This is a genomic window from Flavobacterium sp. CSZ (assembly GCF_015350725.1).
GTDB lineage: Bacteria > Bacteroidota > Bacteroidia > Flavobacteriales > Flavobacteriaceae > Flavobacterium.
The window spans coordinates 128,770-146,454 of record NZ_JADKPQ010000014.1 but is presented as its reverse complement, the minus strand read 5'-3'; the positions used below and the strand labels follow the sequence as shown (position 1 = coordinate 146,454).

The window sequence follows — 17,685 nt, the reverse complement described above, 5'->3', positions numbered from 1 at the left end:
AAATGAAAACTACATTTCTGAAAATAGCATTTTTAAGTCTATCAATTTTAGCCGTTTCGAGCTGTTCTTCAAACGATGAATCAGGTCCTGAAATCATCATTGAACCGCCGGTTTTAAACCCAAGCGATCTGTTGACAACACAAAATGTGACAAGCTTTATGGTCGATGCAAATGCTACCAAAGAAACTGTAGCTTTATTTTATAATTTAAAAAAGCTTGCCAAAACTAAAGTTGCCATTGGTCAGCAAGATGCTTTTAATAGTTTTTATCAGGATAATGGCGGTGACTCTGACATCAAAAAAAATACAGGTTCTGATCCTGCTATTTTAGGTTCTGACTTCATGTTTATTACCGATAAAAACAATAACAATCAGGCAGATAACTGGTTTTATCAACAAGAAGAAAAACTTGTAAGCGCTACAAAATCCGCTTACGCGAAAGGAATAATCAATACCTTTTGCTGGCATTTGAGAGAACCTAATAAAGAGGATTCTTTTTATGCAGCCGATATGACGGCAGACCAAAAAGCAACGGCTTTCCAAAGTATTTTGCCTGGTGGAACCAATCACGAATGGTACAAGAAAAAATTAGACAAAATTGCCAGCGTCCTTTTGAATTTAAAAGGTTCGAATGGTGAATTGATTCCGATAATCTTCAGGCCTTTTCATGAATTTGACGGAAGCTGGTTTTGGTGGGGCGCTAATTTTGCCATTGCCCAGGAATATAAAATGGCTTATCAGTTTACAGTTGATTACCTAAAAAATACCAAAGGCGTTCATAATATTCTTTATGCCTTTTCACCTGACAACTCGTATACTACAGAAATCAATTATTTAAGCAGATATCCCGGTGATAAATATGTAGATGTTTTAGGAATGGATAATTATGGTGATTTTGATAATCAAGGCCAATCTGGCGCTGCCAAAGCCAATTCTAAACTAAAGATAATTGCTGATTTGGCTAAAACCAAAGTAAAAATTGCAGCGTTAACAGAAACCGGTTATCAGGTTACAAGTACAAAGACACCAATAACAGATTTGTTTTCGACTTACTTATACAGAGCATTGACATCTAATGATATTGAAGTTAGTTATGTCATGTTTTGGAATAATACTAAAGATGCTTATTTTGTACCAAGTGGGGCTGTTTCTAATGCAGCAGATTTCAAGACATTTGCTGCCAAGCCAAAATCGGCATTGGTGAATTCTTTGCCGAAGATGTATGAATTGCCGAAGTAACACAAAATATGTCATTGCGAGGAACGAAGCAATCACATTAACAATAATCAAGTTTACAAATTAAAAAGATCTGCTACATCAGATTGCTTCGTTCCTCGCAATGACTTAAAAAACCTAAAGCCCTAGCCCTGATAGAAGTGGAAATCCTTTTATTTTTTTTCTTTAAAAAAAATAAAAGATTGAAACGGATAGCAGGACCCGAGCAATAGCGACTGACGAAGTAAATAGCTCCTAAAAAAATAACTAATGAAAAATAAATTTCTAAAAACTCTTGTATTCGGTTTAATGTTTTCTGTAATTGCTTGTCAGGCGCAGGAAAGAATTATGGTCAAGGGAACGCAATTTTATAAAGGCGATAAACCGTACGCTTACATTGGAACGAATTATTGGTACGGAAGTTTACTGGCTTCGAAAAAAGTGGGCGACAGAAAAAGATTGCTTCGCGAACTGGATTTGATGCAGAAAAACGGAATTGACAATCTTAGAATTCTTGTTGGTGCCGATGGTGGGAAATACGATTTTACCGTTCGCCCGGCTTTGCAATACGAACAGGGAAAATACGATGATGATTTGCTTGACGGATTGGATTTTTTGATCAGCGAAATGAGCAAACGCAAAATGTATGCGGTTTTGTATTTGACAAACAACTGGGAATGGTCGGGCGGAATGTCACAATATCTCGAATGGAATGGCAAAGGTGCGATTCCGGTACCAAATATTGCCCCAAATACATGGCCGCAATTTATGGCATATACTCAACAATTTTATAGCTGTGAGCCTTGTATGAAAGCTTTAGAAAATCATGTCAAGTTTATTATAGGAAGAACCAACAAATATTCCAAAAAGAAATATACCGAGGATAACACCATTATGGCGTGGCAAGTGGGCAACGAGCCAAGACTTTTTACGGTAGAAAATGAAGCCAAATTTACATCATGGCTGAATACTATTGTAAATTTGATTGATAGTTTAGATAAAAATCATTTGGTTTCGACGGGTTCTGAAGGAAAAAATAGCTCAAACGACAGCATGGAAATCTTTGAAAGAACACACCAAAATTTGAACATTGATTATTTGACCATGCACATCTGGCCCAAAAACTGGAATTGGTTTAAGGCTGATGATGCAAAAAAAACGATGACAACAACGCTTGATAATGCCGGAAAATATATTGATGAACATATAAAAGTGGCCAATAATCTAAAGCGCCCAATTATTATCGAAGAATTTGGTTTAGGAAGGGAAAACGAAAGTTTATTGGCGACGACGTCGACAACAAACAGGGATATTTTTTATAATTATATTTTTAGCAGAGTTGCCGAGAGTGTGAAAAATAACGGTCCGTTGCAGGCGGCAAATTTCTGGGGATTTGGTGGCGAAGGCAAACCGGTTACCCAAGACGGAAAATGGAATCCCGGAGATCCATTAACAACAGATCCGCCACAAGAACCACAAGGATTGAATTCTGTTTTTTCTTCGGATAAATCGACTTTGGATATTGTGAAAAAGTATAATTTGAAATTAAAGAAATAATTTAAAGTATACCTTTATATCTTTTCAAACCCGACAGGTTTTAAGAACCTGTCGGGTTTACTGTTTCGTATAAATGACGGATACGCAAATGCTTCTCTACAGTATATTATAGAATATGTTAGACTAAAATTTTCTCAATCGCATTCAATTCATCCTGCGTAAACTCTAAACTTTGCAAACAATCAATATTATTATTTAATTGTCTCACAGAACTCGCGCCAATTAAAACCGAAGTAATTCGTTTGTCTTTTTGCAGCCAGGCCAAAGCCATTTGCGCCAAAGATTGATTACGGTTTTGAGCGATTTCATTGAGTTGTACTAATTTTTGAATGCGTTCGGGAGTAACCTCATCTTCTTTTAAATGTCCGTTTGGGTTATGCGCTCTGGAATTTTCAGGAATTCCTTTCAGGTATTTATCCGTCAAAAGTCCTTGTGCCAAAGGCGAGAATGCGATGCAGCCTACTCCTTTTTCTTCCAAAACATCCAGTAAACCATTCTCAACCCAACGCTCCAACATTGAATATTTGGCCTGATGAATCAAACATGGCGTTCCTAATTGCTTTAAAACATCCACCGCAACTCGGGTTTGCTCTGCCGAATAATTACTGATTCCCACATACAATGCTTTTCCGCTTCTTACAGCGTAATCCAAAGCCTGCATCGTTTCTTCAATTGGAGTTTCAGGATCAGGACGATGCGAATAAAAAATATCGACATAATCGACTTTCATTCTTTTTAAACTCTGGTCTAAACTTGATAATAAATATTTACGAGAGCCCCAATCACCATAAGGCCCGTCCCACATGGTGTAACCCGCTTTGGTTGAAATGATGATTTCATCACGTAAATTTCCCTGAAAATTATGCCATAGAATTTTACCAAAATTAGTTTCTGCAGAACCTGGAACCGGTCCGTAATTATTAGCCAAATCAAAGTGAGTGATTCCTTTATCAAAAGCATCTACAGCAATACTTTCTGCATTTTCAAAATTATCTACTGACCCAAAGTTGTGCCATAATCCTAAAGAAATTTCAGGTAGTAATAACCCGCTTTTTCCGCATCTGTTATATTTCATTATTTTAGTTTAAATTGCTTGGTGTTTTAATAGGTTTTAAAGGTAGAAAAAAAGTAGTAAATATAAAGTTGTGTTTTTTTTTAATCTCGCAAAGTCGCGAAGGCGCAAAGTTTTTTAAAATTTTAAGATTGAAAGCGCCCATCTTTAGCCAATGGCTATTAAAAAAATAGAAATCGCCACGAATTCACGAATGAATTGTTTAAAAATTCGTGAATTCGTGGCGAAAAAAAACTTAGTGCCTTTGAGCCTTTGTGGCAAAAACCTATTCTTTTATCTCAAAACCACTCTCCAATCCTTTATCAGAACTTCCTCCAACCATGATTTTAAAAGTTCCCGGTTCTACCAAATAATTTCCCTCATTATCATAAAAACCAAGCTCTTTTTCGGTCAAAGTAAAAGTTATCGTTTTGCTTTCCCCTTTTTTCAAATTCACCAATTCAAAACCTTTTAGTTCTTTTATTGGTCGAACAATACTGGCGTATTCATCATGAATATATAATTGCACTACTTCTTTTCCGTCATAATTTCCAGAGTTTGTTACGGCAACACTAACCTGAACACTTTCTCCCTTTGCAAAAGCAGTTTTATTGATTTTGAGATTTTTATAATCAAACTTCGTATAACTCAATCCAAAACCAAACGGATATTGAGGCGTTTTCTCCACATCCATATAATGAGACCAAAACACGTTTTTATCACTATCAACAGGTCTTCCTGTACTGTATTTGTTATAATAAATCGGCACCTGACCCACATTTCTCGGGAACGACATTGGCAATTTTCCGCTTGGGTTATAATCGCCGTATAAAACCTGCGCAACCGCATTTCCGGTTTGAGTTCCTAATTGCCACGCTTCAACAATAGCCGGAATATGCTCTGCAGCCCACGGAATACTCAACGGACGACCGTTATTCAAAACCAAAACCACATTAGTGTTTACTTTATAAATTTCTTCTAGTAATTCCTGCTGTAATCCTGGTAAATTAAGATCAGTTCTGCTTCTTCCTTCACCGCTTTGAAAACCGTATTCACCTAAAACCATTACCACAACATCAGCATTTTTTGCGGCTGTCTTGGCTGCTTCAAAACCACTTTTATCTGTAGTATTAAAAACTGTTTCCGTTAAAAAAGTAGCTTTTTGCAAAAGCAATTCCAAACCTTTTTCGAATACCAATTGATTGTCTTTGTATTGCTGCATTCCTTCTAAAACCGAAACGGCAGTATTGTCATCTGCAGCAATTCTCCAGCTTCCTAACGGACTATTTTTATCATTTGCCAAAGCGCCAATCAAAGCAATTTTCTGTCCGGATTTTTTTAGCGGAAGTAAACCTTTTTCATTTTTCAATAATACAATAGATTTCTTCGCCATATCCAAAACCCCATCATTATTCGCTTTACTCCCCACAACCACTTTTTCACGTTTTTCATCGCAATATCTATACGGATCATCAAATAAACCAAGCTCAAATTTCACACGCAAAATTCTACGAACGGCATCATCAACCAAAGCTTCTTTTACCTTTCCTTCTTTCACCAAACCAACCAATTTTGCGACATACAAATACGATTCCATATCCATGTCAGAACCTGCGATTACCGCTTTTGCAGTTGCATCGGCTTCATCTTTTGCATAACCATGAGCAATCATTTCGCGAATCGAAGCATAATCAGAAATTACAAAACCATCAAACTTCCATTTTCCTTTCAGGATATCCCTTTGCAGAAAAACATTTCCCGTTGCCGGAACCCCATTCAGCGTATTAAACGAATTCATAAACGTACGAACTCCCGCCTGAACCGTAGCTTCAAAAGGAGGCAAAACCGAATTATACAATTTCGAATTACTAATGTCAACAATATTATATTCCAATCCCGCCTCTACATAACCGTAAGCCGCAAAATGTTTCGCACAGGCCGCAATCGTATTTAATTTAGCCAGATCAGCAATTGTTTCACCCTGAAAACCATGAACTCTCGCAGTCGCGATTTTACTTCCCAAATATGCATCTTCTCCTGCACCCTCCATCACACGTCCCCATCTTGCATCGTTTGCAACGTCGACATTAGGACCAAAAGTCCAGTTAATTCCAGATGCCGAAGCTTCATCAGCCGCAATCGCCGCCGATTTTTTAATTGCTTCCAGATCCCAACTCGCTGCTTCTGCCAGCGGAATCGGGCTTAACGTTTTATAACCGTGAATCACATCAAAACCTATAATCAAGGGAATCCCCAATCGTGTTTCTTCAACCGCGATTTTCTGCACCGCGCGAACCTCTTTTACACCACGAACGGTCAACATCGACCCAACCCAGCCTTTTCGCAAATGTTCGTATTTCAGTTCCGCAGTTCCCCCTTTTGGAGCCGGTCCCGTTACATCCCAAAATCCGTTATATTGATTCATCTGCCCCACTTTTTCCTCCAGAGTCATCAATGGCAAAAGCAGATCAATTCGCTGCTCAATAGTTTTATTTTTATCCAGATACGGCTTTTTCTGTGCATTCATATTTCCAACAGTAAACAGGGCAAAAACCCCAATAGTTATTATTTTTTTATTTTTCATAATAGTATAATGGTCAGATAGTTTATTTTAAAGGCGCTATCCCGATAGCTATCGGAACTGAGATACTAAGTTTCTTTTGGGCGTGTTCGCCGCGGCGAATCGGGCTATTCGCTTCAAGTCCTCGCACTTCCTTCTTCAGGCTGTGGGCTTTCCGCTGCTATCCCTAACGCGAACGTTGCTAAAAGAACTTTTTTCTCATACGAATTTCTCACAATCTTGTCATCCTGAGGAACGAAGGATCACACAAGAGATTCCGCACAGTAATTCTCAAGTCTTTGTCGGGTTTCTAGTGTGATCCTTCGTTCCTCAGGATGACAAACTTTATGTCTCACTTTGCGGGGCTTCGACTCCGCTCAGCCTGACAAAAAGCAAGACAAAAACAAAAAAAATCTGCGTCAATCCATTTAAATCCGCATAATCCGTGGGCAATTACTCTTATTCAGAAATAAAACAAGAAGCCGGTAAATTCGCTTTATTAAACAAATCAGATTGTATCGTATTTCCCCAAGCAAATCTCACTTTTGCAGGATTCACAACTTTTTTACTCACCAAAACCACCTGATTATTTTTTATCGAAGCTTCTGCAGGATAGAAAACTCCATCGGCTCCAGCCAATTCAAATTGATTCGAAGTCTTATTCTTGAAATACAATCCATCAGCAGAATCAAACGAAACGATTGCTTTGTTTTTTTCAATCTTAAAATCTTTGTAAAGCGGACTATTCACCAAACCTGAATTGACTTTATAAGTATCTGCCAAAGCGAAGTTTGCCAAACGAATCCCGACCGACTTTTTATTCTTTGGATGAATATCAATCGTGTCCGAAATATCGCTGATCACCACCATTCCGGTTTTAGTAACATCTTTCAGGACTTTTCGTTGAGAATTTCTAACCGTAACATTCGAGAAGTTATTAGAACCCGTTTTATATGGCGCAATTTGAACGAAATAAAATGGAAATTCGTCGTTCCAGGCATTTCTCCAGGATGTAATCAAAGCCGATAATGTTTGATCGTAAACCAATGAACCAACATTCGATTCGCCCTGATACCAAAGTGTTCCGGCAATTTTAAAACCAACAAAAGGATAAATCATGGCGTTATAGGCTCTACCAGGTTGACGCGGCCCATATTCCTGTTCGTTGAGTTTTTTAGCATTTTCTAATAAAACAGGATCGTTCTGCACTACTTCTTCCGGCATCCAGATCTCCGCTGGCGTTCCGCCCCAGTTCGAAGAAATTAATCCTATTGGGACATTTTTTAAATCTTCGCGCAAGCGTTTGGCAAAAAAGTAACCAATCGCGCTAAAGTTTTTCATGGTTTCAGGAGTCGATTCGACCCAGTTTCCCAATAGATTATTTTGAGGCGTTGTAGCCGTTAATTTCGGAACGGTAAAAAAACGAATATTTGGATTCATAGCATTTTTCATTTCTTCCTCTCCATTATCTATTCCCCAACTTACAGACATTTCCATGTTCGATTGTCCGGAACAAACCCAAACTTCTCCAATCAGAATATTTTTAAGAATTACTTCATTATATCCTTTTATCGAAATCGTGTAAGGTCCTCCCGCTTCAGGCGTTTTTATATGCAGTTCCCATTGTGCCTGATTATTCGCTACGACTTTATATTCCTGATTGTTCCAGCCCGAAACCAATTTGATTTCTTCCTTAGGATTCGCCCAACCCCAAATTTTCACTTCGGAGTTGCGTTGTAAAACCATATTATCACCAAAAATATTAGGAAGTGTAACGTTTGCCATCATAGTACTGGAAATCATCAGAATGAAAACAAACTTAAATATATTATTTTTCATTTAGTAACTTTTTTAAAAACGGAGCATATTCCTGAGCCAAAACCTTATGATCCGCCACATCAGGATGCCCTGAACAGCCTTTTGGCGTCATTGGTTTAAATTTGAAAACAACAATTGGTTTATGAGTCTTATCTTCTGCGAAAGCCGCTTTTACTTTGTTCAGACAATCTTCAAAAACAATCGCTCTTTCGCCGTTTATCATTGGACTATTAGTGATCACAATTTGCGCATTAGGATTGTACTTGTACAACATTTTGATAAAGTTGATATAATTCGAAACGTACTTTTCCGGATTAAAAGGCAAACGTTCTTTTTTACCATCTCCGCTAGAAAAATCATTGGTTCCTAATGCAATGCTGATAATATCAGGCTGAAAAGCAAAATCATATTTAGGTTTAGAATTGTCTTTCGTTAAATATAAATTCTGATAAACGTCAGGCATAATTCCTTCGTCTTTATTCTCATCATTCCAGTTTCTATACATTCCAATTCCCGAAACCGAACTCATCAAATAATCAACACCAATTGCTCGCGAAAGTACAGGCCCGTACGCATAATAGCCATTATGATGATCAAAATACTCGCCTTTATCACAAGGAACATCTGATGGATCACTTGCTGCTCCACAGGTAATGGAATCTCCAATAAACTCGATTTTCTTTTTCTTTTTTGCAGTAATCGAAATCAGTTTTGCCGTTGTTCCCGCAAATAGAATTCCACCGCTATGCGCTTCTGTAGTTTTATAAATTTCTAAAGTATGTTCTTTTTTATTTGAAGTAATTTTCACGGGGAAAGATTGCCCTGCCCCTTTTTCGATTCTTAATTTCCCAATATATTTCCCATCCAAAACCAAAGAAACATAATTATGATGTTCCCATGAATCAATACCTTGAAGTGAAATCGAACACTCATTCCCCCTAAAATTAAAAGAAACCGAAGAAGCTGTTCCTATTAAAACAACTGTATTATCGGAAAGTTTTTCAACACGACCCTGATACAGAAAAGTTTCTGTTTTACTTTGTGAAGTTGAAACAATTGAAATCAGCAAAAATGAAATTAAAAATGCTATTTTTTTGAGAAACATAATTTATTTGTTAAAATATAAATACGATTCACAAATATATCTGAAATACGATATACAAAAAGATACTAAAACATCAAAAAGCAATAAAAAAACACCAAAATAAAAAGATGTATCTTCCGTTCTTATTACTCATCCACTGTTTCTTTGTATAACATTGTTTTTGATATTCAAAAGCAAGGCTATACATTCGTAAATAAAATCTTATAATTATATTTTAAAATGAAATCATCCCTATATATCGCATTTGCAGCTACGATTGTATGCTCTTCTTTTACTTTACAAAAAGAAAATAAGTCCATTAGTCATCAAACCGAAAAATTACAAACGACAATAGAACGTGATTCTATTATTAGCTATGCCACACAATATCTAGGAATACATTATTTATACGCAGGAAATGATCCCAAAAAAGGATTTGATTGTTCTGGCTTTGTCAATTATGTTTTCCAACATTTTAAGGTTAGCGTACCAAGAAGTTCCAGTGGATATAAAAATCTGGGAATTTCAAAAAAACCGGAAAATTTTAAAGTTGGAGATGTTTTAGTTTTTTACGGCTACAAGAACAGAAACGTTGTTGGGCATGTCGGAATCATTTGCGAAGCCAATGGCATGAATTCTAAATTTATCCACGCCCCATCAGGAAAAGCCGGCAGCGTAACGATTAGCGATCTGGACTCAGAACATTATAGCAAACGATACTATAAATGTGTTGATGTACTTCCTTGATTTTTTTTTCACGCAGATTTAAAAAGATTTCAGCAAATGCGCGCAGATTCATTTATTCTGATAATTCAAAAAATCAAATTAAATCTGCTTTTATCTGCCAGATCTACGTGAAAATTACTGTAGTTAGCAACAAACCATTTCTATTCTTCGGTAAGTAATTTGATCAAACTTTCATCTCTTTTATAAACATCTTTATAAAAGTTCAAATTACCATCACGATCAACCCAAGCGGTAAAATAACCGATGTAAACCGGGATTTTCTTTTTTAGCGTATACCAGCTTTCTTTACCGGCATGCATCGCTTTATCAATTCTCTCCGGAGTCATACTTGGATCTTGTTTCAAAAGTTCGATGGCTAATTCTCTTGGTTTGCCTACACGAACACATCCGTGACTAAAAGCCCTGTTTTCTCTTTCGAACAAACTTTTTGCCGGCGTATCATGTAAATAAATGTTATTTGAATTCGGGAATAAAAACTTCACCAAACCAAGCGAATTGTTTTTTCCGGGTAACTGACGAACTGCGCCATTATTCCATTCCAGATTTTTCTGAGCTAAATAATTCTTGTTTTTTGCCATTCCCGGTTTGATCTCACTTTTGATGATGCTTGGAGGCACATTCCAATACGGACTAAAAACAATATTATTCATCATTCCGCTAAAAACTACGGTTTTGGTCATTGCTCTTCCTACCACAACTGGGGATACAAATGCAATTTCATGATTGCGAATCAAATACAATCTAAACTCCGGAATATTAACCTCGATGTATTCTTTCCCTTTTTCGAGCTCAGGGTCAATCCATCTGCAACGTTCCATGTTGGCAATAATTGTCTTGATTCTATCCGAAACAGGAACATTCAATTCCGCAATATGTTCCGGTAAAATAATATTTTTTGGTGTTAAACCGTGATGGAATTCGTAGCTTCTGATTCCTTTTATCAATGTCGAATCACAAATATTGCTTTTGCTATTTTCTTTAAGATCACCCGTTATGTAAAGCCTTTCTCTAATTTGCCCAATTGCAACAATAGAATCTCCCAGTTTAAGGCTTTTAAAATCTTCACCGGTTTCGATAGTTTTCCATCCTCCTTTTTTCTCAATCTCTCTGTATTGATGAAGCGCGTCACGAAGCTTATAATACTGACTGAACATTTTGCTTTTTTTGTCGTCGCTAATAGTCGCTTTTTTATAGATAGAGTCCGAAAAAACCTGATAGTTTACTTTTTTTCGAGGTAAAAGCCATTCTAATGATCTGGTCGTTTTTTCATCTACACCGGAAACTTTCTGCGCATAATAAAAATACAGATTGGTAATCATCAAATCGGTATCAGTTTGCGACAATTTGTTTTCGGCTGTATGCTCAAAAATAGGACTGATCTTTTCGTTGTAAGGAAAATTCGCTTTTAAGCCTTCCTGATCTAATCCCTTATATTTATTGAATAATGTATTCCCGTATTCTACAACACCTTTATTATCGAGCCATAACTGGGTAGATTTGTTTTTCTTGTATAAAGCCAGAACCTCGCTCTGAAATTTAATCAATTTAGGATATGCCTGATAAAACGTTGAAATGCCAGAACTATCAATTGTAATTTTAAGTTCGGGAACCACTTTTTCTGAAGTTTTTTTTGATTCTTCTGTATTCTTTTCTGTTTTCTTATTACAGGAAACAGCAGCAAAAATAAGGACTACAGCAACAAGCGGATAGAAAATTTTCATAATATTTTTTTAAATAAAAATAGAAAAGTTTTGGAGAAAACAAACCATTTATAGAAAAATTAATCCTGACTTTACAATCTGATTTTTACTTCGCGAAAAAGCATAAAAAAACTCCGAATACATTACATATCCGGAGCTTCTACTTTATAACCAACCTTTATTTTAGATTACCGTTCCTTTTAAAGTAAGTACTTTTGGAGTAGTCTCCGCACTTGTTGTTACAGTAACTGTTTTTGTAAAACCACCTTTGTTGGCTGCATTATACGTTGCTGTTACTTTAGCTGATTTTCCAGGTAAAATAGGCTCTTTTGTATAATCTGTTGCAGTACAACCACAAGATCCCTGTACGTTTGTAATAACAACCGCAGTTTTTCCTGTATTTTTAAATTCGTAAACAATTGCTTTTGGCGTTCCTTGCGGAATTTGACCTACATCAATTGTTTCTGCTTTCCATACAATTGTAGAAGCTGTTTCCAGAACAATATTGGTCTCAGTTTCAGAAGTCATAGATTGTATTGGTGCAATTGCTGAAAAAGACATTAAGCTTAAAGCTAAGGCTAACATCGAAATTTTAATCATTTTCATAGTTATATAATTTAATGGTTTATAGTTCTAATTTTGTTTTACAAAGATAATTCAGACAAATCCTAATCGCTGTTAACCGCTTTCAAATCTTTGTTAATGACTTGTTAATCGGTGTTTTTAAACCTAAATTTGATTAATATTACACTCTAAAATACCGTTTTCTTGAAAATAAATAAACTCAATAGTATTATCCTTCTGGGACTTGTAGCCATTATTAGCATATTGGTCGCACAATTGCTCTGGACAAAAGAGGCTTTTACTTTAGAACAAAAAAAACTAAGCCAGAAAGCCAACATCGCTTTGCTGGAAGTTGCCAGGAAATTATATGAAGGAAAGGATCATGAAGCATCCTGCCAAAACCCTGTTCAAAAAATTTCAAACGATTATTATATTGTAAATATTCAGAACGATTTTGAACCGGATATTTTAGAGTTCTATTTGAGATCAGAGTTTAAAAAAATGAACATTACAACTGATTTTGAATACGCTGTGTATAATTGCCAAAGTGATGAAATGGTTTACGGAAAGTACATCTCGTTTTCTGAAAAAGAAAAAACGAAGAGAACAGTTTCTTTTCCAAAGCATAAAAACTTAGTATATTATTTTGCCATTCGTTTTCCCAACGAAACGACGTATTTGTTCAGTTCGATGCGATTTTGGTTTATACTTTCGATCGCTTTAATCCTGATTTTATTGATTTACGTCTATTCGATTTTTACGCTTTTGCAGCAAAAAAAATACTCTGAACTGCAACGGGATTTTATCAATAATATGACACATGAATTCAAAACACCATTGTCTTCGATATTAATTGCTTCTAAATATCTAAGTGAACAAAACCCGATTAAAGACGATAAAAAATTGCATACGTACACCAATATTATTATCAATCAGAGTCATAAACTGAACAATCATATTGAGAAAATTCTAAACATTGCCAAATCCGATTATGCTCCTTTAGAATTAAAAAAAGAAATGGTTTTAATTGTTCCGATTATTGAGGAAACTATCGAAAATATTCAGTTAAAATATCCTGAAGCTTTTATTACAATCGAAACATTCTCGAATGAATACCAAATAGAAACGGATGTTTTTCATTTCTCTAATTTGGTTTATAATTTATTGGATAATGCTATAAAATACTGCAACGAAAAACCGCAGATCACAATTGGAATTTCAACCGAAAATTCAGTTATAAAAATGGCTTTTAGTGATAACGGAATTGGAATTTCTCCTAAAAACATGTCTTTTGTATTTGATAAATTTTACCGCGCTCAAAACGAAAAAAGCAATGAGGTCAATGGTTTTGGACTTGGTTTGTATTATGTAAAAGAAATTTGCAACTTGCATAATTGGAAAATAAAAGTACAAAATAACCCAACTAACGGCATTACTATAACTTTGTCAATTCCTTATAAAAAATGAAACAATTCAAAATACTTTATACCGAAGACGATGAAACTTTAGCCTTTTTGACCAAAGACAATTTGGAACAAAACAATTATGAAGTAATTCATTGTTGCGACGGGCAATCTGGATTAGAAACCTTTAAAAAAGAAAATTTTGACATTTGTATCTTTGATATCATGATGCCAAAAATGGATGGGTTTGACTTGGCTACAGAGATCAGAAAGTTAAATACTGATATTCCGATTATCTTTCTCTCTGCAAAAACACTAAAAGAAGATCGAATTAAAGGTTTGCGACTGGGCGCAGATGATTATCTGGTAAAGCCTTTTAGCATTGAAGAATTGCTGCTGAAAATTGAAATTTTCCTGAAGCGTTCTCAGAAAAATATTCCGATAGAAAAATCTGTTTATGAAATTGGAAAGTATCAATTTGATACCAACAATTTTATTTTATTTAATGAAAATGAAAAAATCAGCCTTACACAGCGTGAAGCCGAATTATTGAAATTATTTCTGGACAATAAGAATTCGGTTTTAAAAAGAGAACAGATTTTGACTTCGCTTTGGGGCACTGATGATTATTTTATGGGACGCAGCCTGGATGTTTTTATTTCACGACTGCGTAAAATCTTAGTTAATGAAGATGGTATTGCTATAGAAAATCTTCACGGAATTGGGTTTAGGTTTACGGTGTAGTTTAATTTCTAACGAGTTAAAACATTATTTGCTTTATCCGGGCATTGTAAAAATATAATAATTACAAAAACCTTCTTATAAATACATTATCCTGAAAAGTTACATTTTTAATACAAATTAGAAAAAAACTGTAAAATTATTTTTAAAAAACTTTCGTATTTTTAATATCTAATTTTCCTCGATATGAAATTACATCATTTACGCAACGCCACTTTAGTTATTGAAACTGAAACCGATGTTATATTGGTTGATCCAATGTTAGGAAAAAGAAAAACGGTTCCGCCTTTTACAATTTTTCGTTATAAACCTCATAGAAATCCAATTGTTGCTTTACCCAAAAATAGCCGGGATATTTTAAGCAGGGTTACTATTTGCCTTATTACACATTTACATCCTGATCATATTGACAAAGCCGGAGAAGTTTTTCTTCGACGAAAAAGCATTCCGGTAATTTGCAGTACAAAAATTGAAAATGCATTAAGCGCAAGAGGTTTAAACATTCTTCAAACTTTAAATTATTGGGAACCGGAAGAGTTTTTGGGAGGCAAGATTATAGGTATTCCCGCGATTCATGGTTACGGATTTATTGCAAAATTTATGGGGAACGTAATGGGTTTTTATATTGAATTACCTAATCAAAAATCAATTTACATAAGTTCAGACACCGTTTTTACTGAACACGTACAAAAAGTTTTGGTTGAATTTAAACCGGAAATTGCTGTAGTAGCCTGCGGAACAGCAAGATTAGATATTGGTCAGCCTTTATTAATGAGAATGAACGATATTCTGAAATTTGTTGCCTTGGCGCCTCAATATGTTTTGGCAAATCATTTAGAAGCTTTAAACCATTGCCCAACAAAAAGATCTGAATTGAGATTAGCCTTAGAGCAAAATAATTTATTAGATAAAGTTTCGATTCCGGAAGATGGCGAAATTGTTTCTTACTAAAGCTATAAAACCAGCAAACCAAATTCACGTAATGTATTGATAGGTTTTGAATACCAAAACAATTCGAAATCTTCTAAACTCGTTTCAAAATCAGCTTTTACTTCCTGAAAAGTGTAATTTTTAGCATTTGAAATTGCAATTTTGGTTAAAATTTCGACCAGCCATTTACCTTCTTCTTTATTAGTCTGAATGTTGAAACTTTCTTTTTTATCATGAAAAGTAAAAGTCATCATTTCCCAGGATCTTCCTTTTTTCGATTTTGTAAAATGTTCTGTAAAAGGCTTTCCTCCTAACCAAACGACTTTTGCATTTGGTTTTGTATTAAAATCATTTCCTTCTTCCAACGCATTAAAAATAAAATCGGGATCTATTTTTGTTTTTGGGATTTTAAAATCGAACCAATCCTGCAATTCGTAGTCAAAGCAGATTCCGTGCATGAAATTAAAGAGCGATTTCTTTAATCCAAAACTAAATTTATCATGATTGATTCCTGTAGAATCTGTATAATCGATATCGTTATTGGCGAAAGTTCCAATTGCCTCGGTCTTTTTTGTTACGCCAAATTTCTCCGGATATAATCCAACCGGGCTATGAGCCGTCATGGCAAACTGATGCCAAAATCCGGATTGCAGAATTCCTGCTTCAAACAATTGACGCACCATTTCGAGACTATCCACTGTTTCCTGAATGGTTTGTGTTGGGTATCCGTACATTAAATAGGCATGAACCATGATTCCGGCTTCGGTAAAATTTCGGGTCACTTTTGCTACTTGTTCCACCGTTACACCTTTGTCGATTAATTTTAATAATCGGTCAGACGCTACTTCTAAACCACCGGAAACAGCTATACACCCGGAAGCCTTTAGTAATAAACATAAATCTTTAGAAAAGCTTTTCTCGAATCGAATATTAGTCCACCAGGTTACGGCTAATTTTCGTCGCAAAATTTCCAAAGCCAAAGCACGCATCAAAGCGGGCGGCGCAGCTTCATCAACAAAATGAAATCCGTTTTGACCTGTTTGAAGCATCATATCTTCCATTCGATCACACAACAAATTGGCAGCAACAGGTTCGTAAACTTTGATATAATCTAACGATATGTCACAGAAAGTACATTTCCCCCAGTAGCAACCATGCGCCATGGTGAGCTTATTCCAACGTCCGTCGCTCCACATTCTGTGCATTGGATTTACAATTTCGATTACCGAAATGTATTTATCCAAAGGCAAATCAGAATAATCGGGAGTTCCTACGTAAGCTTGTTTGTAATCGTGCTTTAAGGAATTGTTTTTGTAAACTACTTTTCCGTCTTCTAGGAGAAAAGTTCTCTTGTACCGCTTCTCGTCCCTCGACTCCGTTCGGGATGACAAATTTTCAACAAGTTCTTCTATTGGAACTTCTCCATCATCTAAGGTAATAAAATCGAAAAACTCAAAAACACGTGCATCGGAAAGGGAACGCAATTCGGTATTTGGGAAACCGCCACCCATCGAAATTTTAATTTCGGGATGATGTTGTTTAATCCATTGTGCACATCTGAAAGCACTATATAAATTCCCCGGAAAGGGAACCGAAATCAGAAAAAATGTAGGCTGAATCGTTTCTATTTTAGCTTTTAAAATCGAAATTAAAATCGTGTCTATATAAGTTGGTTGTTGCTGTAAAGCTTCGTACAATTCATCAAACGAATTGGCGCTTCGCCCTAAACGTTCAGCATATCGGCTAAAGCCAAAATTTTCATCGACACATTCGACAATATAATCGGATATATCCTCAAGATATAAAGTGGCTAAATGTTTTGCTTTATCCTGAGTTCCCATTGTCCCAAAAGCCCAATCGAGTTCTTCCAATTGCGCAAAACGAGAAGCTTCCGGCAGAAAATCTTCCTGACAGATTTGCAAGGCTAATGTTGGGTTTTTCCCCTGTAAAAACTGAATGACAGCATCAATAGTTTTGATGTATTCATCCTGTAAAGCAAAAATACGTTTGGAATTATCAGAGGTTTCTTGATTCAATCCTTCAAACCTGAAACCTGAAACTTCAAACAAATCAATCAAACCCGTTTTCGAAAACAATTCTAAAATCACATCAATACCCAAATCAGCCTGAACCGATTCGATATTTTTTGTATTGAGAAATCCTTTTATATACGCTGTCGCCGGATACGGAGTATTCAGTTGTGTAAAAGGAGGGGTAATGACAAAAAGTTTGGTTTTCAAGGCAACATTATTTTTTGCAAAAATACGGGATATTTAGAGACTTTTCAGGAAAAGATTCAACTTGTGATTTTAGTTT

13 protein-coding genes are annotated in these 17,685 nt (G+C 35.7%); 6 read left to right on the top strand and 7 right to left on the bottom strand.

Annotated features, from left to right (window positions below):
* Nucleotides 1-2 precede the first annotated feature (2 nt).
* Both IRZ78_RS16860 and IRZ78_RS16855 read left to right on the top strand, forming a co-directional pair.
* A complete protein-coding gene (locus tag IRZ78_RS16860) occupies nt 3-1,238 on the top strand; it encodes a glycosyl hydrolase (protein WP_194617650.1) in 1,236 nt (411 codons plus the stop codon).
* Nucleotides 1,239-1,484: 246 nt separating this feature from the next.
* Nucleotides 1,485-2,771, top strand: coding sequence for a cellulase family glycosylhydrolase (locus IRZ78_RS16855; RefSeq protein WP_194617649.1), 1,287 nt, complete (start codon nt 1,485-1,487; stop codon nt 2,769-2,771).
* Nucleotides 2,772-2,889: 118 nt separating this feature from the next.
* On the opposite strand, the gene IRZ78_RS16850 is transcribed toward IRZ78_RS16855, so the two are convergent.
* The 4 genes from IRZ78_RS16850 to IRZ78_RS16835 form a co-directional block, all read right to left on the bottom strand.
* Nucleotides 2,890-3,846, bottom strand: a complete 957-nt coding sequence (locus tag IRZ78_RS16850) for an aldo/keto reductase (RefSeq protein ID WP_194617648.1) — start codon at nt 3,844-3,846, stop codon at nt 2,890-2,892.
* Nucleotides 3,847-4,108: 262 nt separating this feature from the next.
* Entirely contained in the window at nt 4,109-6,406 is a 2,298-nt protein-coding gene (gene bglX, locus IRZ78_RS16845; protein ID WP_194617647.1) for a beta-glucosidase BglX, read from the bottom strand.
* Between the two features lie 435 nt (nt 6,407-6,841).
* On the bottom strand, nt 6,842-8,221 hold the full coding sequence (locus IRZ78_RS16840) for a sialate O-acetylesterase (RefSeq protein ID WP_194617646.1): 1,380 nt from the start codon (nt 8,219-8,221) through the stop codon (nt 6,842-6,844).
* Complete coding sequence (locus tag IRZ78_RS16835) at nt 8,211-9,305, bottom strand: SGNH/GDSL hydrolase family protein (RefSeq protein ID WP_194617645.1); 1,095 nt, start codon at nt 9,303-9,305, stop codon at nt 8,211-8,213. Before IRZ78_RS16835 ends, IRZ78_RS16840 begins: the two co-directional genes overlap by 11 nt.
* A gap of 219 nt (nt 9,306-9,524) precedes the next feature.
* On the opposite strand from IRZ78_RS16835, the gene IRZ78_RS16830 reads away from it, so the two are divergent.
* The gene (locus IRZ78_RS16830; RefSeq protein ID WP_194617644.1) at nt 9,525-10,031 is read left to right on the top strand and encodes a C40 family peptidase; all 507 of its coding nucleotides are present in this window, start codon (nt 9,525-9,527) and stop codon (nt 10,029-10,031) included.
* A 140-nt stretch (nt 10,032-10,171) separates the two neighbouring features.
* On the opposite strand, the gene IRZ78_RS16825 is transcribed toward IRZ78_RS16830, so the two are convergent.
* Together IRZ78_RS16825 and IRZ78_RS16820 are read right to left on the bottom strand one after the other, a co-directional pair.
* Nucleotides 10,172-11,752 (bottom strand): L,D-transpeptidase family protein, encoded by a 1,581-nt coding sequence (locus IRZ78_RS16825; RefSeq protein WP_194617643.1) that lies wholly within the window; start codon nt 11,750-11,752, stop codon nt 10,172-10,174.
* 162 nt (nt 11,753-11,914) lie between these two features.
* Nucleotides 11,915-12,337: a DUF1573 domain-containing protein gene (locus tag IRZ78_RS16820; protein WP_194617642.1), complete on the bottom strand. Its 423-nt coding sequence runs from the start codon at nt 12,335-12,337 to the stop codon at nt 11,915-11,917.
* A 162-nt stretch (nt 12,338-12,499) separates the two neighbouring features.
* Between IRZ78_RS16820 and IRZ78_RS16815 the strand changes: the two genes are divergently transcribed.
* The 3 genes from IRZ78_RS16815 to IRZ78_RS16805 all read left to right on the top strand — a co-directional run bounded on the left by IRZ78_RS16815 (nt 12,500) and on the right by IRZ78_RS16805 (nt 15,390).
* The gene (locus tag IRZ78_RS16815; RefSeq protein ID WP_194617641.1) at nt 12,500-13,762 is read left to right on the top strand and encodes a HAMP domain-containing sensor histidine kinase; all 1,263 of its coding nucleotides are present in this window, start codon (nt 12,500-12,502) and stop codon (nt 13,760-13,762) included.
* On the top strand, nt 13,759-14,442 hold the full coding sequence (locus IRZ78_RS16810; RefSeq protein WP_194617640.1) for a response regulator transcription factor: 684 nt from the start codon (nt 13,759-13,761) through the stop codon (nt 14,440-14,442). The genes IRZ78_RS16815 and IRZ78_RS16810 overlap by 4 nt, the downstream gene beginning before the upstream one ends.
* A 183-nt stretch (nt 14,443-14,625) precedes the next feature.
* Nucleotides 14,626-15,390, top strand: a complete 765-nt coding sequence (locus IRZ78_RS16805) for an MBL fold metallo-hydrolase (protein ID WP_194617639.1) — start codon at nt 14,626-14,628, stop codon at nt 15,388-15,390.
* A gap of 2 nt (nt 15,391-15,392) precedes the next feature.
* Here IRZ78_RS16805 and IRZ78_RS16800 read toward each other — a convergent pair whose 3' ends face one another.
* Nucleotides 15,393-17,609, bottom strand: a complete 2,217-nt coding sequence (locus IRZ78_RS16800; RefSeq protein ID WP_194617638.1) for a B12-binding domain-containing radical SAM protein — start codon at nt 17,607-17,609, stop codon at nt 15,393-15,395.
* Between the last annotated feature and the right edge of the window lie 76 nt (nt 17,610-17,685).

What these genes read in the sequence shown, in the direction of transcription:
- IRZ78_RS16860 (WP_194617650.1), top strand. Translation starts at nt 3, where the DNA reads ATGAAAACTACATTTCTGAAAATAGCATTTTTAAGTCTATCAATTTTA.
- IRZ78_RS16855 (WP_194617649.1), top strand. Translation starts at nt 1,485, where the DNA reads ATGAAAAATAAATTTCTAAAAACTCTTGTATTCGGTTTAATGTTTTCT.
- IRZ78_RS16850 (WP_194617648.1), bottom strand. Translation starts at nt 3,846, where the DNA reads ATGAAATATAACAGATGCGGAAAAAGCGGGTTATTACTACCTGAAATT.
- bglX (WP_194617647.1), bottom strand. Translation starts at nt 6,406, where the DNA reads ATGAAAAATAAAAAAATAATAACTATTGGGGTTTTTGCCCTGTTTACT.
- IRZ78_RS16840 (WP_194617646.1), bottom strand. Translation starts at nt 8,221, where the DNA reads ATGAAAAATAATATATTTAAGTTTGTTTTCATTCTGATGATTTCCAGT.
- IRZ78_RS16835 (WP_194617645.1), bottom strand. Translation starts at nt 9,305, where the DNA reads ATGTTTCTCAAAAAAATAGCATTTTTAATTTCATTTTTGCTGATTTCA.
- IRZ78_RS16830 (WP_194617644.1), top strand. Translation starts at nt 9,525, where the DNA reads ATGAAATCATCCCTATATATCGCATTTGCAGCTACGATTGTATGCTCT.
- IRZ78_RS16825 (WP_194617643.1), bottom strand. Translation starts at nt 11,752, where the DNA reads ATGAAAATTTTCTATCCGCTTGTTGCTGTAGTCCTTATTTTTGCTGCT.
- IRZ78_RS16820 (WP_194617642.1), bottom strand. Translation starts at nt 12,337, where the DNA reads ATGAAAATGATTAAAATTTCGATGTTAGCCTTAGCTTTAAGCTTAATG.
- IRZ78_RS16810 (WP_194617640.1), top strand. Translation starts at nt 13,759, where the DNA reads ATGAAACAATTCAAAATACTTTATACCGAAGACGATGAAACTTTAGCC.
- IRZ78_RS16805 (WP_194617639.1), top strand. Translation starts at nt 14,626, where the DNA reads ATGAAATTACATCATTTACGCAACGCCACTTTAGTTATTGAAACTGAA.